At 69.2% G+C, this 21,606-nt stretch carries 13 protein-coding genes; 10 read left to right on the top strand and 3 right to left on the bottom strand.

Annotated features, from left to right (window positions below):
- Positions 1-176: 176 nt before the first annotated feature.
- Together JN22_RS33960 and JN22_RS33955 are read left to right on the top strand one after the other, a co-directional pair.
- Positions 177-575, top strand: coding sequence for a YbaN family protein (locus tag JN22_RS33960; protein ID WP_223678035.1), 399 nt, complete (start codon positions 177-179; stop codon positions 573-575).
- Positions 576-818: 243 nt separating this feature from the next.
- Entirely contained in the window at positions 819-2,027 is a 1,209-nt protein-coding gene (locus JN22_RS33955; protein ID WP_085558290.1) for an ATP-dependent DNA helicase, read from the top strand.
- A 4-nt stretch (positions 2,028-2,031) separates the two neighbouring features.
- On the opposite strand, the gene JN22_RS33950 is transcribed toward JN22_RS33955, so the two are convergent.
- A complete protein-coding gene (locus JN22_RS33950; protein WP_085558289.1) occupies positions 2,032-2,892 on the bottom strand; it encodes a DMT family transporter in 861 nt (286 codons plus the stop codon).
- A 147-nt stretch (positions 2,893-3,039) separates the two neighbouring features.
- On the opposite strand from JN22_RS33950, the gene JN22_RS33945 reads away from it, so the two are divergent.
- Positions 3,040-4,491 carry an aminotransferase-like domain-containing protein gene (locus tag JN22_RS33945; RefSeq protein WP_085558288.1) on the top strand — a complete coding sequence of 484 codons (1,452 nt, stop codon included), beginning with the start codon at positions 3,040-3,042 and terminating at the stop codon, positions 4,489-4,491.
- Positions 4,492-4,831: 340 nt separating this feature from the next.
- On the opposite strand, the gene JN22_RS33940 is transcribed toward JN22_RS33945, so the two are convergent.
- On the bottom strand, positions 4,832-6,763 hold the full coding sequence (locus JN22_RS33940; RefSeq protein WP_085558287.1) for a sensor histidine kinase: 1,932 nt from the start codon (positions 6,761-6,763) through the stop codon (positions 4,832-4,834).
- Positions 6,764-6,772: 9 nt separating this feature from the next.
- Positions 6,773-7,474: a response regulator gene (locus JN22_RS33935; protein ID WP_223678034.1), complete on the bottom strand. Its 702-nt coding sequence runs from the start codon at positions 7,472-7,474 to the stop codon at positions 6,773-6,775.
- Between the two features lie 434 nt (positions 7,475-7,908).
- Between JN22_RS33935 and JN22_RS33930 the strand changes: the two genes are divergently transcribed.
- From JN22_RS33930 to JN22_RS33900, 7 genes are all read left to right on the top strand, one after another.
- The gene (locus JN22_RS33930; RefSeq protein ID WP_085558286.1) at positions 7,909-13,713 is read left to right on the top strand and encodes a beta strand repeat-containing protein; all 5,805 of its coding nucleotides are present in this window, start codon (positions 7,909-7,911) and stop codon (positions 13,711-13,713) included.
- 11 nt (positions 13,714-13,724) lie between these two features.
- A complete protein-coding gene (locus tag JN22_RS33925) occupies positions 13,725-15,641 on the top strand; it encodes a ShlB/FhaC/HecB family hemolysin secretion/activation protein (RefSeq protein ID WP_085558285.1) in 1,917 nt (638 codons plus the stop codon).
- Positions 15,642-16,338: 697 nt separating this feature from the next.
- Positions 16,339-17,328, top strand: a complete 990-nt coding sequence (locus JN22_RS33920) for a TRAP transporter substrate-binding protein (RefSeq protein WP_223678033.1) — start codon at positions 16,339-16,341, stop codon at positions 17,326-17,328.
- Positions 17,329-17,366: 38 nt separating this feature from the next.
- Complete coding sequence (locus JN22_RS33915; protein WP_085558283.1) at positions 17,367-18,137, top strand: class II aldolase/adducin family protein; 771 nt, start codon at positions 17,367-17,369, stop codon at positions 18,135-18,137.
- A 107-nt stretch (positions 18,138-18,244) separates the two neighbouring features.
- Positions 18,245-19,357 (top strand): AraC family transcriptional regulator, encoded by a 1,113-nt coding sequence (locus JN22_RS33910; protein WP_085558282.1) that lies wholly within the window; start codon positions 18,245-18,247, stop codon positions 19,355-19,357.
- Between the two features lie 40 nt (positions 19,358-19,397).
- Positions 19,398-20,384: a 2-dehydropantoate 2-reductase gene (locus tag JN22_RS33905; protein ID WP_085558281.1), complete on the top strand. Its 987-nt coding sequence runs from the start codon at positions 19,398-19,400 to the stop codon at positions 20,382-20,384.
- Between the two features lie 171 nt (positions 20,385-20,555).
- Positions 20,556-21,590: a TRAP transporter substrate-binding protein gene (locus JN22_RS33900; protein WP_085558280.1), complete on the top strand. Its 1,035-nt coding sequence runs from the start codon at positions 20,556-20,558 to the stop codon at positions 21,588-21,590.
- The last annotated feature ends 16 nt before the right edge of the window (positions 21,591-21,606 follow it).

Below are 21,606 nucleotides of genomic sequence, written 5' to 3'. Positions count from 1 at the left end.
CCGGCTCTCCGGCCGCCCGTTTCTTTTTTCCGCCGGGCAGGGCTTGCGGCCTCCGCCTTCCCGGACAGGCGGCACCGGGCTTGTCAAGACACTGGGACCGTGATGGAAAGGCGTGCTAGGACTCCGGAGGACGTCGACAGCGGGCGGGGAGCCGGGTGGCAGACGGAAGAAAAGATGTGGGACGCAAGCGGCGGCTGGCATGGCTGCTGGTCGGCCACGGAGCGGTCGGCCTGGCCACGGCCGGTGCGTTTCTGCCGCTGTTGCCCACCGTGCCGTTCCTTCTCGTGGCGGCCTGGGCCTACGCCCGCGGGAATCCGGAGTTGCGTGACCGCATGCGCAACGATCCCCGGTTCGGACGAGCCGTCCGCGACTGGCAGGACCGGGGTGCGATTCCGTTCAAGGCCAAGCTCATGGCCATTGCCGGAATGGCGTCCGGTTTCGGAATCCTGGCCCTGTCGTCACCCGGCTTCGCGGTGCTCGGCGGCGTCGGTCTGGTCCTGGTGGCGGTGGGCGTCTATGTCGTGTCCCGTCCCACCCCGTCGGTGACCGATCGCAGCCCCGGACCGGAAGATTGATCCCGTCCGGCGCCCTCGCGGCGTGAGCGGTTCGCCCCGCCCCGTGTCGGAACCATTTCCATTCCCTGCGCGATACGCGCCGAGCATTCCCGGTTGGCCGAACATTCCCGGTTGACGGACCGCACGGCGGAACGATAGGAGAACATGTGTCCGGCGTGACCCCGTCCGGCTTCGGCCGGGCAGCCTTGGTGCCACGCGTTGCGCAACCGTGCGCCCGATCACGACCATCATCCAAGCGAGCCCATGCCTTCGCCCTCCGACACGCCGACCGACGAGCAGCACCGCGCCATCCAGGCGATCGACGCCTGGTACATGGACGATCAGGCCGCGCAGGTCTTCTGGTTGGCGGGCGAGGCCGGAACGGGAAAGAGCAGGACCACCGCCTTCGTGCTCGAACATCTCCAGGATCGTCGCGGGCTGAGGGACTATGTGGTCGGTGCACCGACCGGAAAAGCGGCGCAGGTGCTGCGCCAGAAGGGTATCGAGGGGGCCGCGACGCTGCATTCGCTGCTCTACGCCCCGCGCAAGGACGGCGACACCGGCGAGCTGTTCTTCGCCCGCCGCTCCGATGGACCGATGGCCGAGGCCGACCTCATCGTCTGCGACGAAGGCTCGATGGTCGGCGACGACGTGGCGCGCGACCTGCTGCGGACCGGGAAGAAGATCCTGGTGATCGCCGACGACTACCAGCTCCCGCCGGTGTCCGGGCAAGGACTGTTCACCAGCGGGGAACCCGATTTCCGCCTGACCGAGCCGCACCGCACCGCCCAGGAAAGCCCGGTGATCCGGCTCGCCCATCTGCTGCGCCGGCAGCAACTTCCCCGACGGTTCGGCTCGGTCGGCAAGGTCCATGTCCTGCCCCTGGAGCGCGGCACCCAAGGGCTCGTGATGCGGCCCTCGTCGCAGGCCATCTGCGGCACCCACCGTGTCCGCACCACCTACACCAGAAGGATGCGCTCCCTTCTTGGCCATGAGTCGGTGATGCCGCAGGCGGGCGAACGCGTCATCTGCCGACGCAACCAGAAGGAGGAGGAGCTGTTCAACGGGATGATCGGCTCCCTGACGCGGGCGGCCACCGAGGCCAGCGGCCGGGACGCCGGGCTGTGGTCGCTGGGCGTGCAGATGGAGGATGAGGTCCGGTCGCGCGGCAAGCTGATCGTGCATCCCTGGATGTTCCAGGCGCACTACACCGAGGGAATGGTCCAGCCGCGCGTGGGCAAGGACATCCAGCTCTACGACTGGGCCTGGCTGATCACCTGCCACGCTTCCCAGGGGTCGGAGTTCCCATCAGTCACCGTGATCGACGATTCGGCCGCGTTCCGGGAACACCGATGGCGCTGGCTCTACACGGCCGTGACGAGGTCGCGCGAGGAGCTGGTGCTGTTGCTGCGCAACGCCGAACTGGGCGGCGCGTGGCGGCTTCCCGCCTTCGAGGACGGGCTGCCGGCCTAGCCGTTCAGGCGAAGCGCTTGGCGCCGGCGACGCAGAGCACCACCAGCCCGGCCGCCGCTATCATCGTCCAGGCGACCGGCTCGCGAAGCAGCAGCCCCGCCAAGCCCAGGCCGAAGAAGGGCTGGAGCAACTGAAGCTGCCCGACCCCGGCGATCCCGCCCAGCGCAAGCCCGCGATACCAGAAGACGAAGCCGACCAGCATGCTGAAGACCGACACGTAGCCGAGGCCGAGCCAGGCCGGACCGCCGATCCCGGCCCAGGAATCCGGCGCCGTCGCCAACGCCACGGCCGCCATCGCCGGCAGCGCCAGCAGCAGGGCCCAGGAGATGACCTGCCAGCCGCCGAGCCTGCGCGCGAGCGCCGCCCCCTCGGCGTAGCCGAGGCCGCACAGCAGGATGGCGGCCACCATCAGCGCATCCCCGACGAGCGCCCCGCCACCGCCGTTGAGGGCGGCGAAGCCAGCGACCGTCGCGCCGCCGATGCCCGAAAACAGCCAGAACACCGGTTTCGGCCTCTCCCCACCGCGCAGGACACCGAAAAGAGCGGTCGCAAGCGGCAAAAGACCGATGAAGACGACGGAGTGGGCCGCGGTGATCCGCTGGAGCGCCAGCGCCGTCAGCAATGGGAAACCGACCACGACGCCGAGGGCGACCACGGCGAGCGGACGAAGATCGCCTCGCGCTGGCCTGGCCTGACGAAGCGCCAGAAGAAAGGCCGCCCCAAGAAGCGCCGCGATCAGCGCGCGGGCCGAGGTCAGGAACAGGGGCGGGAAATCGCCGACGGCGATCCGCGTGGCCGGCAACGAGCCGCTGAAGATGACGACGCCCAGGAGACCGCTGCCCCACCCGTCCATTGTCCGATCCATGCGCAAGCCCCTGATCCTCCGCTCTCCGAAGCGGCGATCGTAGAAACTCGGTGCTGGAATGGACAGGGACAGTGCCATACGATTCGACGAAACTGTACGCCCTCACAGACACACACAATTCCCGGCCGCACTGCTTTTGGAGAAGGTATGAAGCGCGAAGACGCGACGCGCACCGGCGCGGTGATGACGGCCATCCGGCTGAAGCTGTCGAGCCGCGCGCTGGCGGCCGGCGACCGCCTGCCCTCGATCCGACGCTTTGCCGCGACCTTGGGTGTGTCGCCCTCCACGGTCGTCGAAGCCTACGACCGTCTGGCCGCCGAGGGTCTGATCCAGGCCCGGCGCGGGTCCGGCTTCTATGTCGCCGGCACCGTCCCTCCAACGCCGGCGCTGGCGGAGACGGGTCCCCGGCGTGACCGGGCCGTCGATCCCTTCTGGGTTTCGCGCCAGTCGCTCGATGCCGATCCCGCCGCCCTGAAACCCGGCTGCGGCTGGTTGCCGGCGGACTGGATGCCGACCGCGGCCCTCCGCCGCGGCCTCCGGACGCTTGCGCGCGACGAGGACGCGCCGCTCACCGACTATGGCGGCACGCGCGGCTCGCCGCGGCTGCGCCGGCTGCTGCTCGGGCGCTTCGCCGAGGAGGGCATCGACGCCTCACCGGACCAAATCCTGCTGACCGGTTCGGGGACGCAGGCGGTCGACCTGATCTGCCGCTTCCTGCTGCGGCCCGGCGACACGGTGCTGATCGACGATCCCTGCTATTTCAATTTCCAGGCGCTGCTCCGGGCACACCAGGCCCGCATCGTCGGCGTCCCCTACACCCCCTCGGGCCCGGACGCAGCCGCGTTCGAGGCGGCGCTCGTCGGGGAACGGCCGCGGCTCTACATCACCAACTCGGCGCTCCACAACCCGACCGGCGCCAGCCTCTCGCCGCGGACCGCCCACCGGATCCTGAGCGTCGCCTCGGCCCACGGCCTGACGATCGTCGAGGACGACATCTTCGCCGATTTCGAGCCCGACCCGTCGCCACGGTTCGCCGTGCTCGACGGGTTCGACCGCGTCATCCGGGTCGGCAGCTTCTCCAAGACTTTGTCCGCCTCGATCCGCTGCGGCTACATCGCCGCGAGAGCGGATTGGATCGAAGGCCTGGTCGACCTCCAGGTCGCGACCCGCTTCGCCGGAGCGAGCCCGGCCGCGGCCGAGCTGATCGCCGGCATTCTTGCCGAGGGCGGCTACCGCAAGCATATGGCCGAGCTGCGCCGGCGCCTCGCGCGGGCCAGCCGTGAAACGGCGGCACGGCTGGATGGGCTCGGAATCCGGCCCTGGCTCATGCCGCGCGGCGGCTTCTATCTTTGGTGCCGCCTGCCCGACGGGCAGGATTCCGCCACGCTTGCCCGCAAGGCGATGGAGGAGAACATCGTCCTGGCGCCGGGCAACGTGTTCAGCGTCTCGCAGAGCGCCGCGGCCTTCCTGCGCTTCAACGTCACCCAGTCGGAAGACCCGCGTGTCCTGGCCGCGCTTCGGCGGGCGATGGCATCCCATCAGGCCGGTGACGCCCCGCCGTTTGACCTCGCGGAGATGGCGGCCGCGCGTCCGACATAAATATTTCGACATAATGTGATGGCTCCATCAGCGGAATGCCCTCTATCCGCTCACGCTGGAACTCTTCTCCTCCGACGAGACGAAGCCGGCCCCCAGCGACACCGGCAACTCCGCAAACCGGATCAACCGGACCATCGGGCCGTTCAAGCTGGGCGGGCCTCCCCTCTTGGGGTGACGCCATAGGACGGGCGAAAATACACGCCAATCGGACAGAACGGGACGATCAGGCGGCCAGGAGTTCGATGGGAGCGGTATCCCGACGTGTCCGGCACCCGGTCCGCGCTCCAGAGACAGTCGCCGGCCAGATTGATGTGTTGCCATCCGAGGGGCGCGAGATGGGTCACGCCGGTGCCGGTCCGCGTATCTCGGCCGGCAAGTCCAAAGTGACGGCGGTTCCGTCAGGGCCGGACTGGATGTCGAGCATCCCGCCCAGGGCATCCGCCCGTCGGCGCATGTTTCCCAGGCCGTAGCTGCCCGGCCGGCTGGCCACCCCGCCGCGTCCCTGGTCGCGCAGGCACAAGCGCACGCCATGGCCCGGTCGCGGAGACGGCCCGGCCTCGATGGTCAGCGTGGACGAGCCGCTGTGGCGGGCGGCGTTGACCGAAGCTTCCTGCAGGATGCGGAAGATGTTGAGGGTGGCGCCGGGGTGCAGCCCCTTCACCTCCGGCAGGGCGGAAGCACGCCACACCAGCGTCACACCCTGGGCCATGAGCTGCGGCTCGATGCGTTCGCGGAACAGGGCGAGCATCACGCCAAGATCATCGCCCGAGCTCTCCAGCGATGCCACCACCAGCCGGAGGTCGGCCAGCGCGCCGCCAACCGAGACGGCGACCTCGCCCGAGGCCTCCCCCCGCAACTCGCACAGCGCCAGGATCGAGACGAGCTGACCGGCGATGCCGTCGTGCAGGTCACTCATCAGGCGCACCCGCTCGGCCTCCAGCACGGCGGCCTCGGCCTGCTGCTGCTCACGGGCGAAGCTGCGGCGCAGGGCGTCCTCGGCCGCCGCCACTTCGCTCCTCAAGCGTTGGCTGAACTGATCCAGCACGTTCATGGTCTGGGCGAAGCGCCAGATCAGCACCGCGGAGACGACCGCCATGATGACGGGCCAGGCGAAGCGGCCGAGCAGCACCCGGCTTTCCCCCAGGGCGTCGCGGGTGAGCAGAATGTCATGCACCGCGATGACCAGATTGAACAGGAAGGCGCCGGCCAGCGCCGTGGCCGCGATGTCGCGCTCACGGAAAGCCACGCGCACCACCACCGACAGCACCCAAAGAGCGGCGACGGACATGATCGGAAAGTAGACGGTCGTGAGCAACCAGCGGTGCAGATCGACCGGAAGAGTGAGGAAGCTGACGACAGCAATGAACGGCGGCAGCAGGAAGACGCCCAGAGGGACCGGGAGCGGGCGGCGGACGAACAGCAGCGCCATGGGCAGGACGAGGCTGGTGGTCAGAAACCGGGTGTGGTTGATGAGTTGGAGGGAGGTTTCGCTCAGCACCCCATCGCCCAGGATCGCCGGCAGCGACACGGCGGCGTGAGACAGGATAACGCTGCTGGTCACCAGGAAGATCCGTTCGCGCCGGCAGGCGAGCCAGATGATGAAAAGCGCTAGGCCCATGGTGATGTGCCAGCCGTCGATCATCCGTTGCAGGGTCGAGTACAGGAACCGTCGCCAGTTATGGTCCGGGCGCAGCAGGGCGTCGGGCCCGATGGCGACGCGATCGAGGAAGGCGCTGATGACGCCGCGCTTGGACAAAACGATCTCGAACTCGTTCATGCCGGGGCGCAGAAGCGGCGCCGGCACCAGGAACGGGATGTTGCCGGAAACATCGGCTTCCGCCCGTCCCCACGCGCTCGTGGCGAGGAAGACGCCGTTCAGGGAAACGACGAGCACACCCTGGAAAGAGGGCGCATAGAACGACACGCCGCCTTGGTCCGCAGACTGGGCGGCCGGATCGTACCAGTATCCGATGCGAAAGTTGGCCACGCACCCCTCCGCGGTCCCTGTGGTCGGGCAGCGGTACGGCAGAGGCACCGGCGTCCAGGCCGCCGGGTCGGCGGCTTGATCGCCGGGCACCGCCAGCAACGCCTCGCCGATGAACAGGGCGGCCGCCTCATCGGATAGGGTGGGATTGATGATGAATGCGAGCGCGGTGAGGGCGGGAATCAGGATCGCCAGACACAGGGCGGACCGCCATGCCCAGGCCGGCCGGGACAGCGGGGCGGGCGCCACGCCACCGCTCATGCCCGGAACGGCGTCCGTCGACGGCATGGCGGCCCCTCAGCCCTTCAGGTTGATGATGTTGTGATTGATCGCGGCGAACACCGCCTCGCCGCGGGAGTTCACCTCCAGCTTGCGGTAGATGTTCTTGATGTGGGTCAGCACCGTGTTGCGGGAGATGCCCAACCGCTCCGCGATGTCGCCATAGGTCAGTCCCTTGGCGACCCCCCACAGAATGTCGGTCTCCCGCTCGGTGAGCGACGGCACCGGCTCGGCCGGCGGCGTGGCCGACGGAGAGTCCGGCCTGCTCTGGACGCGGCGGACGATGGTGCGGGCGATGGACGTCGAGATCGGCGAGCGCCCGGCCACCAGGTCGAGCACGGAGCCGACCAGATCGATCGCCGTCGAATCCTTCAGGATATAGCCGGCCGCTCCCGCCTCGATGGCGGTCAGCACGCTGCGCTCATCCCCCAGGACCGAGACCACCATGATCTCCATGGCCGGGTAGAGCCGCCGGGTTTCGTGAATCAGGTCGAGTCCGTTGCCGTCGGGCAGCTTCAGGTCGGTGACCAGGACCGCCGGCACATGGGCGGCGCAGAGCGCGCGGGCCTCCGCCAGCGTGGCCGCGGCGGCCACCAGATCGACACGGTCGGCGGCGCGCAGGATCGCGGTCATGCGCTCGCGGATCGGACGGTCATCCTCCACCAGCAGGACGCGGATGCGGTGGTCCGGCGACGGGGTTGCGTGCAACTCACTGGTCACCACAGGGGAACGCCTTTCGTCCGAGGGGGATCGCGTCTTGGTCCGCGAGCGCAGGATAGGAAGGTTCGCGAAACCGTGACAATACCCAAACACAGGTCAAGGGCGCGGACAGTGCCCTCATGGGGAGTCTACCGGCAACGGGTTCGCCGCGGCATCCCACGAACATGTGAGGCGGCGCGGCCGGCACGCCCGCCCCATCACACGATGTGGGGATACCGCAACCTGTCGAGCCTGACTTAAGCTCGCGCCGCACGTCGCCCCATCCTCCACACCGGGAAACACGCCCGACGAAGCGGCCGGAGGCGACCCCCATCAGCACCGCGCCGACCTTCGGCCCGGGCACAGCGGCTTGGCGCCCGGAAAGGGCCGGGAGCCGCCGTGCCAAGCCGGCCGGACCGCCCATTGCCGATGAAGACCGAAACAGGGGTTAGCGGATGACCAGCGTCGATTCTCAAGCGTTCCGCAGGGCCGGATCGTCGGGCCGGCCATCACGGCTGTTGCTGAGCCTGATGGCGAGCGTCGCGCTGCTGGCGAGCCGGGGAAGCACGGCCCTGGCGCAGCCGCTGCCAAGCGGGCCGGCCGTCGCCGCGGGCTTGGTGTCCATAGCGACGCCGTCAGGCACCAGCCTCATCATCGACCAATCCTCTCCCAACGCCATCGTCAACTGGCGGTCATTCTCCATCGGGGCGGGGAACACGGTTCACGTCAACAACGGCGGCGGCGCCACGCTCAACCGCGTCACCGGCAACGTCCCCTCGCGCATCGACGGCTCGCTGACCGCCACCGGCTCGGTCTACCTGATCAACCCCGCGGGGGTCGCGGTCGGACCCGGCGGGCGGGTCGCCACCGGCGGATCGTTCGTCGCTTCCACCCTGGATGTTCGCGACGCCGAGTTCCTACGCGGCGGCGACAAGACCTTCTCGGGCACCTCCAAGGCGACGGTGACCAACGCCGGGTCGATCGGCTCGCTGGGCGGCGACGTGGCGCTGATCGCGCGGGCGGTCGAGAACACCGGAACCATCGCGGCGCCCAAGGGCACGGCCGCGCTGGCCGCCGGCTACGAGGTGCTGGCGCGGGACGGCGCCGTCAACGGCGGCAAGTTCCAGGTCAGGGTCGGCGGTGCGGACACCGAGGCGAAGACCACCGGCACCATCAGCGCGGCGGTGGCCGAGCTGCGGGCCAACGGCGGCAACGTCTACGCGCTCGCCGGCAACACCGGCGGCGTCATCTCGGCGACCGGCACATCGGCCAGCGGCGGGCGGATCTACCTGACCGCGGGCGACGACGGCGCGGTGGAAGCCGGCGGCACCATCGCCGCCATGCGGACGATGGCGGATGGCACCCGCCAGGGCGGCGACATCCGGGTATCGGGAGGGAGGGCCACGGTCACGGGAACGCTGACGGCCAAGGGATCGGCGCCGCCCATACCCGGCGTCAAGCCGGCGCGGACGGCGGGCGGCACCGTGGCGGTGACGGGCCGGGCGGTGACGGTGGCCGGGACCGCCACCGTGGACGCGGGCGGCACCAGCGGCGGCGCCGTGCTGATCGGCGGCGACTATCAGGGTGGCAAGGACGCGCGGACGAAAACGCTTGCCGAGACGGTGGCCAACGCCGCGACCACCACCGTCGAGGCCGGGGCGCGGCTGTCGGCGGACGGAAGCGCCGGGAACGGCGGCAGCGTCGTGGTGTGGTCGGACGAGCGCACGCTGTTCGACGGCGCGATCAGCGCACGGGGCAACGGCATCGGCAGCGACGGCATCGCTGGCAACGGCGGCCGGGCCGAGGTGTCGGGCAAGGCGTCGCTGTCGTTCCATGGGACCGCCGATTTGCGGGCCGAGTCCGGCCGGACGGGATCGCTGCTGCTCGATCCCCACGACCTGACGATCTCCAACGGCACCGGCAGCGGCATGTCGGGCTTCGACGCCGCCAGCGACGACAGCGTGCTCAGTGTCGGCACGCTGACGGCGGCACTGGCGACGGCCAACGTGACGGTGTCCACCGGGGCGGGCGGCAGCCAGGAGGGCAACATCACGGTGGCGGACCCGGTGTCATGGTCGGCCAACACGACCTTGACTCTCCAGGCCGCCGGGCGCATCGCGGTCAACGCCGCGGTGACGGCGACGGGCAACAGCGCCGGGCTGGTGATGGAGTACGGCGTCGGCAAGGACTACAGCGTCACGGCACCGATCACCCTGTCGGGGGACGGCGCCACGCTGCAAATCGGTCCGACCGGCAGCCTCGCGACCTACACTCTGCTGCACGCGCTGTCGGATATCGACGACATCGACTTCAACCGTGGCGATGCGGACCGGACCGGCAACTACGCGCTGGCCCAGAGCCTGGACGGCGACGGCAACACCTACAGCAACGCCCTGGTCGACGGGCGCTTCGTCGGCACCTTCGCCGGGCTTGGCAATACCATCGCCAACCTGACCATCGACGCGGGGTCCATGGAGGGTGTCGGCCTGTTTGCCAACGCCGGTCCCGGATCGATCATCCGCGACCTGTCGCTGACCGGAGGAGTGACGGGCGGGGCCCATACCGGCGGTCTGGCGGGACGTGGCAGCGGCCTGATCAAGAACGTCAACGCGGCGGCGACGGTGACGGGGACGAACTATGTCGGCGGCCTGATCGGCGAGATGACCGGCGGCAGCGTCACCGACTCGTCCGGCAACAGCGATGTGACCGGAAAAGGCTACGTCGGCGGGTTGATCGGCCGTGTCGACGGCGCCGGCATCACACTGACGCGGGTCCACGCCAGCGGCACCGTCATCAACAATGCGAACAGCGGCCGTTTCTACAATGGCGGGCTGGTCGGCTACAACAACGGCGGGACCATCGAGTCCTCCTACGCCACCGGCGATGTGAGGCCCGACTGGGGCGACGCCAACAACTCCGGCGGGCTGGTCGGCGAAAACACCGGCACGATCCGCGATTCCTACGCAACCGGGTCTGTCCCCGACTCCTGGTTCGCCGGTGGGCTCGTCGGCATCAACTCGGGCAACATCACCAACTCCCATGCCACCGGCTCGGTCGGCAGCGACGGCAGGAACTCTCTCGGCGGACTGGTCGGCGTGAACAACGACGGCACGCTGTCGAACGTATACGCGACCGGATCCGTCAACGGCAACGGGCCGGTCGGCGGTCTGGTCGGCACCATGGCGGGGGGTGCCGTCACCGACGCTTACGCCTCCGGCGACGTAAGCGCCCACTGGAGCCCGGTGGGTGGCCTGATCGGCGATCTGGCCTGGGGTGTCAGCGTCACGCGGGCCTATGCCACCGGGGCGGTCAGTTCCACGGTCGGCCCAGCCGGCGGTCTGATCGGAACAAGCGGGGGCACGGTGTCGCAGGCCTATGCCACCGGCACCGTCGACGGCGTCGGCAAGGCCGGCGGCCTGATCGGAGACAACAACGGTACGATCCGCGACTCCTACGCAACCGGGTCTGTCCTCAACTCCCCGGAGGCCGGCGGGCTGGTCGGCAGCAACGCGGGCACCATCACCAACGCCTATGCCACCGGCTCGGTCGGCGGCGACAACATGACCAATGTCGGCGGACTGGTCGGCAAGAACAGCGCCGGCACGTTGTCGAACGTGTACGCCACCGGTTCCGTCGCCGGTTCCGGGACGGCCGGTGGCCTGATCGGCTACCTGGATTACGGGGCCGTCACCGACGCTTTCGCCTCCGGCACCGTGACCGGCAGCACAAACGCGGTGGGCGGCCTGATCGGCGCAATGAACATCGGCAGCGTCACGCGGGCCTATGCCACCGGCGCCGTCAGCGGCAACCTCATGGTCGGTGGCCTGATCGGGGTAAACGGCGGCACAGTGACCCAGGTCTATGCCACCGGCTCCGTCACCGGCACCGATCAGGTCGGCGGCCTGATCGGACTCAACGCCGGCACCGTGACGCAGGCCTACGCCGCCGGCGCGGTGAGCGGCTCGGGCACCGACATCGGCGGCCTGATCGGAAGCGATGCCGGCTCCGTGACCGCGTCCTATTGGGGTACGGACAGCACCGGGCAGGCCAGATCGGCCGGCGGCAGCGGGGCGGTCGGCCTGACAACTGCCGAAATGGCGGAGGATTGGAGCCTCTTCCAGGGCTGGGACTGGACGGTGTGGGCGCTGCCCGTGCCCGGCAGCCTCCGGCCGGAACTTTACGGCGTCTCCGGGGTGGTCGGGGGAATTCGGAGCATCACCTATGGCGACGATCCGGCCGGCGCCACAGCCCGCACGGTCGGCGACGGCTGGTGGAACACCGTCACCGGCACCCTGTCCGTCGGCCCCCTCACGGCCACCGAGGCCGGGGCGCAGTCCCTCGCCGTGTCCGGCCTCAGCGGCACCTTTGTCACAGGCGGCGCCACACGCTTCGCCGGTGCCGGCATCGTCAATCCGGCGACGCTGACCGTCACCGCCGCCGACGGCGGCATGACCTATGGCGACACCCCCCCGACCACCATCACCTATACCGCCACCGGCTGGAAGAACGGTCAGGACAGCACGCTGCTGACCGGGGTCACCACGTCCACCGCCGCCACCGCCACCTCGAACGTCGGCAGCCACGCCACCACGGCCTCCGGCGGCACGCTGGGTGGAGCCGCCACCGGCAACTACATCCTCAGCTACGTCAACGGCGTGATGAGCGTCACCCCGGCGACGCTGACCGTCACCGCCGTCGGCAGCATGACCTATGGCGATACCCCTCCAACCAACATCGCCTACACCACCGCTGGCTGGAAGAACGGGCAAGGCGACAGCCTGCTGACCGGGGTTGCCACGACGACCACCGCGACCGCCACCTCGGACGTCGGCAGCTACGCCACCTCGGCGTCCGGCGGCACGCTGGGCGGAACCGCCACCGGCAACTACACCCTCAGCTACGCCGCCGGCACGATGAGCGTGACCCCGGCGGCGCTGACCGTCACCGCCGCCGGCAGCATGACCTACGGCGACGCCCCTCCAACCAACATCGCCTACACCACCGCTGGCTGGAAGAACGGTCAGGACAGCACGCTGCTGACCGGGGTCACCACGTCCACCACCGCCACCGCCGCCTCGAACGTCGGCAGCTACGCCACCTCGGCGTCCGGCGGCACGCTGGGCGGAGCCGCCACCGGCAACTACACCCTCAGCTACGCCGCCGGCACGATGAGCGTGACCCCGGCGGCGCTGACCGTCACCGCCGGCGGCGGCAGCATGACCTATGGCGGCAATGTGCCCGCCATCGGCTATGCCACTGCGGGGTGGAAGAACGGGCAGGACGGCAGCCTGCTGACCGGGGTCAGCACGGCGACCACCGCCACCGCCGCCTCCAATGTCGGCAGCTACGCCACGACCACATCCGGCGGCGCCCTGGGCGGCGGTGCTGCCGGCAACTACACCATCCTCCATCAGTCCGGCACGCTGTCGGTCACCGCGCGCCCGATCACCGTGACGGCGGACGGCAAGAGCCGGCTCTACGGCAACGCCAACCCGGCGCTTACCTACGGTGTCGGCGGCGACGGCCTCGTCAACGGCGACACGCTGTCGGGGGGGCTCGCCACCGCCGCCGGGACGGCGTCGGCGGTCGGTTCCTACGCCATCGGCCAGGGCACGCTGGCGGCCTCGTCCAACTACAGCCTTGTCTTCAACCCCGGCACGCTGTCGGTCACCGCGCGCCCGATCACCGTGACGGCGGACAGCAAGAGCCGGGTCTACGGCAACGCCAATCCGGCGCTCACCTACAGCGTCGGCGGCGACGGCCTCGTCAACGGCGACACGCTGTCGGGGGCGCTGGCCACCGGCGCCACCGCGTCTTCGCCCGCCGGCTCCTACGCCATCACGCAGGGAACCCTTGCAGCCTCTTCCAACTATGCGCTGTCCTATGGGGCGGGCGTGCTCACCGTGCAGCAGACCGAGAGCGCCAACAGCGGGCCGCCGACCAACGCCCCCCCGCAAGAGGTGACCCGCCAGGTCATCGCAGCGACGCTGCCGCGCAATATGGTCGAAACCACGGTTGGGGAGACGGACGCCGCGTTCTCTGGCGGCAAGCCCCTCCTGTCCGGTGGCGACAGCGCCCCCACTTCCGACACCCAAAGCGCGACCGCGTCCGCCACCCGGAGCGGGCGGGGCAACGGCATGCGGGAGGACGAAGGCGAATCCGGCTGTATCGGCGGGGCCGCCGGAGGGGCGTGCGCCAATCAGCCACATCCGGCCAACACGCAAGTCGGCCGCTTCCTGCGCTTCTTCCAACAGCCGTGACAGGCCCGGTGATGATGTTTCAGATGCACGGAGTCGAAGCTCGTCCGTCGCGGTTCCGTGGAACCGCCTCCCGGTTGTTCGGGGTGGTGACGACGGCGGCGGCGATGGGAATCGCCGGCGGTGCCCCGGGCGCCGCCTTTGCCCAGTCCACGGCGATGGAACGCCATCTGCCCCCGGCGGTGGAGGGGACCGGTGGGGGGCTGCGCCCCGGTCCGGCGCCGACGGGGTCCGGGGACGATACCCCACTGGGGGTCGATGTCGCCGGCTTCCGCCTCATCGGGCTGGACAGCGCGATCATCCCCCATCCGCCGGCCGGCATCACGGTCACGGGGGCGGAGGGCTTGGATGAAACCGGGTTTCGGGAGGCCCTGACCCCCTTCATCGGCAAGCCGCTGTCACGCAAGCTGCTGACCGAGGTTCAGGCGGCTGTGGCGCGGGCCTACCGCGAGGCAGGCCGCCCCTTCGTCTCGATCACAGCACCCCCCCAGGAGATCACCTCGGGCGTGCTGCACCTGCGCGTGGTGGCTTTCCGGACCGGCCGCGTGCAGATCAAGGACGGCGAAGGCGGGGTGCAGGAAACCGCTCCGGCGCTCGCCGCCAGCCTGCGCGCGCCCGCCGGCCAACTCATCGAAGCGGAACGCATCTCCGAGGATCTCGAGTGGCTCAACCGCTTCCCTTACCGCCAGCTCAACGGCGTGTTCGAGCCGGGGTCCGATCCCGGCACCAGCAACCTGACCTTGGAACTCAACCGTTCCCGGCCATGGCAGGCGTTCGCCGGCTGGTCCAACACCAGCACCGTCAAGGATCACGACTCCAACCGCATCTTCGCCGGCTTCAGCGCGGGCATCGAGGCCGTGCGTGACCTGACCGTCGCCTATCAGTTCACCGGCAGCCCGGACGTCGTCTCCGATCCCGCCTCGGTCAGGCTGTCGGGGGGGCGCTGGCCGACCTATGTCAACCATGCCGGGCGCATCGCGGCGATGACCTTTCCGCGGCAGGCGGTCAGCATCGCCCCGAACTTCGTCGCGACGGGCCAGGAGAGCGCCGGCAACATCCTGACCTTCCACACCACCACCGTGGAGATTCCCATTCTCTATCGCTCGGCGCTGTCCAACATCGACAAGCGGCTGGCCGGGTGGGGAGACGTCTATGCCGGCATCGCGCCAAAATGGATGTCACGCAAGACCCTGTACCGGGGCACGAACCTGGCCGACGGATCGGCCGGGGTGTTCGACCTGACCGTCGGCTGGGCGGCCGCCTGGCAGCACTCTGGCGGCGATGCGACCGAGGTTGACGTCCGCGCCGTGGTCAACCGGACCGGGATCGTGCCCGGCAACACCGATGCGGCCTGGAACAGCTTTTCCAACGGACGGGTGGCCGGGGCCGACTATGCCTATGGGTACGGCACACTCAATCAGGTGACGTCGCTTGCCGCTGTTCCTGCCCTGAACGGCTTCGTCTGGACCACCGCGTTCACCGGCCAGATTGCCGGCAAGGCGCTGCCCGAGACCGAGCAGCTTGCGCTTGGCGGCTACTATGCCGCCCGTGGCTACACGCTGCGCGATGGCAGCGTCGATACCGGGTTCGTGCTGCGCAACGAGCTGCGGCTGCCGGCATTCCCGGTCTTGGGCGCTCTGGGGATCGCCGCTCTGGGGATCGCCGATGTGCCCGGCGTCGGACGGGTGGAGGATGCGGCCTCTCCCTTCGCCTTCGTCGATGCTGCCTATGGTCACAACTACAGCCTGGATGCCCTACAGGGAGTGAACGAACGGGCCGACACCAGACTCGTCGGCCTCGGCCTCGGCCTCGACTACACGCTTGGCCGGAACGTGCAGGGCGGGCTGAGCGTCGGCGTCGCGCTGACGGACGGGCCGGAAACGGACCGCGGCACCGTCACCGCTCAGGCACGGCTGCTGATGTCGTTCTGACCGCCAATCCGCGGGACGGCGTTCCGCCATCGCCCCGCACCGTTCGCGGAGCCCGCTCCCCGCCATCTCGCCGTTGCTCGGACAACCTTTCCAATAGCGGTTATGGTGTACGGCGACGGCGCCGCCTTCCACAAGGGGCTGAGCGTGCACGGCCTGACCTGGGCGGTCGGCATCCAGTGCACGCAGTCGGTCTTGCCCGGCCCAGGCCCCAGTAGAACCGCCAAAGTAGTGCCAGGCGATCTTGCCGGTATCCTTGCGTTCGCGAATAAAAAAATCTGCTGCAAATAAGGAAAAACCGCTCACAAGGAGCGGCTTCCAAGACATTGCCAAAAATTGTCGGGTTAAAATGGTTGCGGGGGCCACGCAACCACCGATTCTTGCGGTTGGCTGAGGCTGAAATTCCCAAGCTCGTAACGTGATCCGCTGCAAGAAGACAACAAAAGAGCGCCTTCTGTAATCGGGCAAGTTCGGCCATTCGACCGGCCATAAGGCCGTTTGTCGGGTTCTATTGCAAAATTTCCGCCTGTTCCGGACAGCGCCTGCCCGGCACGGATAGAGCAAGACGCCAGCCCCGCCTACCCTGGGTGAACACCGCCGTGAACACCACCGGCGGACAGAAAAGCCAAGTCAATGGGAGGTTCAAGGGATGAGCAGTCTGCGCACGCTCACGTCCGCAATCGTGTTTGCAACAGGACTCATGGCGTCGGCCGGCACCCATGCGGCCGAAACCGTGACGCTGAAGATCGCGCACTTCCTGCCCGGCGTGGCGCAGATGCAAAGGCAGGTCCTGGAGCCGTGGTGCGACGATCTCGGCCGGGAGTCCGGCGGCCGCATCCGTTGCCAGTTCTATCCCGCGCTGCAACTGGGCGGCACCGCGGCCCAGCTGGTCGATCTGGCGCGCAACGGCGTGGCCGACATCGTGTGGACGGCTCCCGGCTATTCCACCGGCCGCTTCCCCAAGACCGAGGTGCTGGAGCTTCCGGGCATGCTGCCGGTCGGCGGCGTCGCAGGCGGGCGGGCGATCTGGACCTTCCACCAGGCGCATCTCCAGGACGAATACGCCGCCTACAAGCTGCTCGCCCTGCATGGCGACGGCGGCATGACCGTCCACACCGCGAACAAGCCGATCGCCAAGGCGGCCGATTTCGCCGGGTTGAAGCTGCGCACGCCGAACCGCACCATCGCCCGCACCCTGACGGAGCTTGGCGCCACCCCCGTGGCGATGCCGCCCGCCCAGATGACCGAGGCGATCTCCAAGGGCGTGGTCGACGGTGCGTCCGCGGTCTGGGAGGTCATCGGCCCGACCAAGCTGGACGAGGTCACCCGCTTCCATCTGGAAACCTCACCCGACGAGCCCGTCCTGGGCGCCACCGTCCTGGCCCTGCTGATGAACAGGAAAAGCTTCGACGCCATGCCCGCGGACCTGAAGGCGATCCTTGAGAAGAACAGCGGCATGGTCCTCGTCGAGCGCTTCGGACGGGCCTGGGACGCCACCATCACCGCAACGCGCGACAGGGTGAAGGCACAGGGGCAGTCGGTCACGGTGCTGTCGGGCAGCGCCTATGACGAGGCGCTGAAGAAGCTGGAGCCGGTCACCGCCGAATGGATCGTCCAGGCGTCGGCGAAGGGCATCGACGCGGCCCCCCTCGCCGCCGCGGCCCGTCAGCTGGCCCCGCGGCCCCGCTGATTTCGGCGTCCCACCAACCAGGAACAACGAGACCAGACATGAGCACGGCCCCCCGCTATTTCGAACAGCCCGCCCGTTTCAGCCCGGCCGAATGGCAGGCCCGCGTCAAGCTGGCCGCGGCCTACCGCATCTTCGACCATCTCGGCTGGTCGGAGCTGATCTACAACCACATCTCGCTCCGGGTCCCGGACGAACCCGGCCACTTCCTCATCAACCCGTTCGGCCTGCATTATTCGGAGGTCCGCGCCTCCAACCTCGTGAAGGTCGATGTGGAGGGAAATATCGTCGGCCATTCGGACTGGCCGATCAATCCGGCCGGCTTCACCTTCCACGGCGCCATCCATGCAACCCTGCCGGATGCCCATTGCGTGATGCATGTCCACACCACCCAGACGCAGGCGGTCTGCTGCCTGGAGGACGGGCTGGCCTTCACCAACTTCTACGCCGCCCAGCTCTACGGCAAGATCGCATACCATGATTTCGAGGGGATCACCGTCCATCTCGACGAAGGGCGGCGCATCCTGGCCAGCGCCGGCGACAAGCCGGTCCTGCTGCTGCGCAACCATGGCCCGGTGGTGGTAGGATCCACGCTGGCACAGGCCTTCTCGCTGATGTGGCTGGTCAACCGCGCCTGCGAGATCCAGATGGCCACCCATTCGATGGGCCGGGCGCGGCCGATCCCGGTGGCGGTGCTGGAGAAATGCGTTGCCGACAGCCTGAATTTCAATCCGAAATACGGGGCCGGCGAAGACGCCTTCGCGGCGCTCACCCGCATCATCGACCGCATCGACCCGACCTACCGGTCGTGACGGACAAAGTCCAAGGCCCCGGCCCAAGATCCCGTTCCAAGGGCCTTGACTAATTAACATGTTAATCGCTTCATTGTTCGCGTGCTCCACAAGGGGATTCGCGAACAATGATTGGAAGCGGTGGGGACGGATGCGGTCGGGACGAAACGAGCCGGTCGGCCACCGAAGCCCGGCTGCTGGGGCTGGAGGCGGAACAGGCCCTGGCCTCCCAAGCCGGCGAACAGGCGGGAGAGTGGGTCACCAGTGACCCCGACTGCGCCTCGGAGCGCCTGTTCCGCAGCTACACCCCGCACCGGATGCGGGTGATCGGGCCGCCGCGCGATTTCCGCATGCGGCTGCGGGTCGGCTGGTCGGGAAGCATGGCCCTGCTGCGCTTCAACACCGGGGTGGAGCTGTCGCAGGTGCCGACCGGCCGCTTCATCCTGGTGACGACGCAGGTCAGCGGCTGGTCCGAGATCGACACGCAGGCGCAGAGCTTCAGCGGCGGCCCGGGATTGATGGTCGTCGATTCCGCCAGATCGCCAGTGAGGAAGCGCTTCAGCGCCGACAGCGAGCGGCTGCATCTCCGCCTCGGCACCGCGGCGCTGGACGGCCTGTACGAGCGGCTGGTCGGCAAGGCCCCCGTCCGGCCGCTGGAATTCGCGCCCTGCATCCGGCCGGGAACCGCCATGCAGGCCCGCTGGCGGTCGGTGGTGCGGATGGTGCTGTCCTGCACCGCACCATCCGCCGGGCCATCGTCCACCGGACCGGATGCGGCCGGCCACCCGGCCCTGCCCGACTTTCTCCGGAAGCAGCTGGAGGAGACCGCGATGCTGATGCTGCTGACCGGGCATGAGCACAGCGGGACGGAGCAGATGGCGGGCACGCCCGCCGCCGCCGCCCCGCGCCATGTCCGGGCGGCCGAGGAGTTCATGCGCGCCAACGCCGGGGAGCCGCTGACCCTGGCGGAGATCGCGGAGGCGGCCGGCGTCAGCATCCGGACCCTGACCGCCGGCTTCCGCAGTTTCCGCGACCAGTCCCCCATGCAGCAGTTGCGGGACATCCGCATGGCCGCCGCGCGGGACGATCTGCTGCAAGGCCCGGAAACCGGAAGCACGCGAACCGGGGGCGTGGCCGACATCGCCCTGCGCTGGGGCTTCGGCAATTTCGGACGCTTCGCCGGCGACTACCGCCGCCGCTACGGCGAGACGCCGTCGGAAACGCTGCGGCGGCGCGCATAGGCACCCTCAGGATCACCCAAGCAATGGAGACGGGACGTCGATGAAGACCTGCATCATCGGGGCCGGCGCCATCGGCGGCCTCGTCGGCATCCGTCTGGCCCAGGCCGGCTGTGACGTGTCGGTCCTGGCGCGCGGCGCCACCGCCGACGCCCTGCGCGCCGGCCCCTGGCGGCTCGCCACCGCGGACGGGCAGGTCACGGGGGCCGTCCGGGTGACCGATGACCTGACGGCGCTGGGACCGCAGGATCTCGTCGTCATCGCCGTGAAGGGGCAGTCGCTGCCCGGCCTCGCCCCGTCGCTGACGCCTCTGATCGGGACGGAGACCATGGTCCTGCCGGCGATGAACGGCGTGCCCTGGTGGTTCTTCCACCGCTTCGGCGGGCCGCTCGCCGGGATGCCGCTCGACAGCGTCGATCCCGGCCGACGGATCGCCGCCGCCATCCCGGATGATGCGGTCATCGGCTGCGTCGTCCATGCCACCTGCTCGGTTGCCGAGCCGGGTCTGGTGCGCCACGGCTTCGGCAACCGGCTGATCGTGGGCGAACCGGACGGCAGCCTGTCGCCCCGCCTCGGCAGGCTGGCGGACTGCCTGACCGCCGCGGGGTTCGAGGTCCAGTCCTCCCCGCGGATCCAGACCGACATCTGGTACAAGCTGTGGGGCAACATGACGATGAATCCGGTGTCGGCGCTGACCGGCGCCACCTGCGACCGGATCCTCGACGATCCGCTGGTCAGCGGCTTCTGCCTGTCGGTGATGGCGGAGGCGGCCGAGTTGGGCCGCCTCATCGGCTGCCCGATCGACCAGAGCGGCGAGGACCGCAACGCGGTGACGCGGCGGCTCGGCGCCTTCAAGACATCGATGCTCCAGGATGCCGAAGCCGGCAAGCCGCTGGAGATCGACGCGCTGCTGGGGGTGGTGAAGGAGATCGCCGGGCGGCTGGGGCAGGCGACCCCCAACCTCGACGCCCTGCTCGGCCTGACGCGGCTGATGGCGGGCACCCGAGGCCTTTACCCGGCAATGGACTGACCTTCCGAGACGGCCAGCGCGCCGAGCCGCGCACATCGCGCTTGACTGTTTAACATGTTAATGTTTAACTCGTTAACAGCATCATACGCCATCAATGAGCAACGCGCCGACAAGAGGACGGGCGGACCCTTCGGTCCGCCCAGTCCCCCGCGCATCGGTGGAGGAAACCCCATGCTGAAAACGATCCGGCCGGCGGCACTCGCCCTGGCCACGCTGCTGCCGCTTGCCGTCTCCAACCCTGCCACAGCCGCGGACGGCGTCTCGCTGAAGATCACGCATTTCCTGCCGCCGGGTGCGCCGGCGCAGAAGCAGGTGATGGAGCCCTGGTGCAAGGCCCTGGGCGAGCAGTCGGGCGGACGCATCACCTGCCAGTTCTATCCGGCGATGCAACTCGGCGGCACGCCGGCGCAGCTGGTCGATCTGGCGAAGAACGGCGTCGCCGACATCGTCTGGACCGCCCCCGGCTATTCGGCCGGCCGCTTCCCGATCATCGAGACGATGGAGCTGCCCTTCGTCGTGCGCGACGGCCAGTCGGGCAGCCGGGCGGCCTGGGACTTCTACCAGCGACACGCGGTGGAGGAGTTCGCCGCCTACAAGGTGCTGGCGGTCCATGTCGATGGCGGCGTCGCCTTCCACACCGCCGGCAAGCCCATCGCCGCGGTGGACAGCCTGAAGGGGCAGAAGCTGCGCGCCTCCACCCGCATGGTCTCCAAGCTGCTGACCGCGCTGGGCGCCACCCCCGTCAACATGCCGCCCGCCCAGGTGACCGAAGCGATCTCCAAGGGGATCGTCGACGGCGCCATGGGCGCCTGGGAGGTGGTGACGCCGACCAAGCTCCAGGAAGTGACCAAGTTCCACACCCAGCCGCCGGCCGGCCAGCCCTACTACTCCACCACGGTCCTGACGCTGCTGATGAACAAGGAGCGCTACCAGTCTCTGCCGGCCGACCTGAAGGCGGTGATCGACCGCAACAGCGGCCCGGCGCTGGTCGAGAGCTTCGGTCAGGTCTGGGACCGTGTGACCGCCGACACCCGCGCCCTGGTCGCCAAGGACGGCGGCACCATCCAGAATCAGGATCCCGCGGATTACGAGGTGATGCGCGCCGCCGCGGCGCCGGTCGAAGCCGAATGGCGCCAGGACATCGCCAAGCGCGGCATCGACGGCGCCGCCCTGGCGGCCGACGCCCGCGCGCTCGCCGCCCGCTGATCCCCCTCGCGGAGAC

The organism is Azospirillum agricola (genome assembly GCF_020005195.1).
GTDB classification, from domain to species: Bacteria; Pseudomonadota; Alphaproteobacteria; order Azospirillales; family Azospirillaceae; genus Azospirillum; species Azospirillum agricola.
This window is presented reverse-complemented; position numbering and strand designations above follow the sequence as displayed.

Excerpts from the sequence above, each read along its gene's own strand:
- JN22_RS33955 (WP_085558290.1), top strand. The coding sequence starts at position 819 with ATGCCTTCGCCCTCCGACACGCCGACCGACGAGCAGCACCGCGCCATC.
- JN22_RS33950 (WP_085558289.1), bottom strand. The coding sequence starts at position 2,892 with ATGGATCGGACAATGGACGGGTGGGGCAGCGGTCTCCTGGGCGTCGTC.
- JN22_RS33945 (WP_085558288.1), top strand. The coding sequence starts at position 3,040 with ATGAAGCGCGAAGACGCGACGCGCACCGGCGCGGTGATGACGGCCATC.
- JN22_RS33940 (WP_085558287.1), bottom strand. The coding sequence starts at position 6,763 with ATGCCGTCGACGGACGCCGTTCCGGGCATGAGCGGTGGCGTGGCGCCC.
- JN22_RS33930 (WP_085558286.1), top strand. The coding sequence starts at position 7,909 with ATGACCAGCGTCGATTCTCAAGCGTTCCGCAGGGCCGGATCGTCGGGC.
- JN22_RS33925 (WP_085558285.1), top strand. The coding sequence starts at position 13,725 with ATGATGTTTCAGATGCACGGAGTCGAAGCTCGTCCGTCGCGGTTCCGT.
- JN22_RS33920 (WP_223678033.1), top strand. The coding sequence starts at position 16,339 with ATGGCGTCGGCCGGCACCCATGCGGCCGAAACCGTGACGCTGAAGATC.
- JN22_RS33915 (WP_085558283.1), top strand. The coding sequence starts at position 17,367 with ATGAGCACGGCCCCCCGCTATTTCGAACAGCCCGCCCGTTTCAGCCCG.
- JN22_RS33910 (WP_085558282.1), top strand. The coding sequence starts at position 18,245 with ATGATTGGAAGCGGTGGGGACGGATGCGGTCGGGACGAAACGAGCCGG.
- JN22_RS33905 (WP_085558281.1), top strand. The coding sequence starts at position 19,398 with ATGAAGACCTGCATCATCGGGGCCGGCGCCATCGGCGGCCTCGTCGGC.
- JN22_RS33900 (WP_085558280.1), top strand. The coding sequence starts at position 20,556 with ATGCTGAAAACGATCCGGCCGGCGGCACTCGCCCTGGCCACGCTGCTG.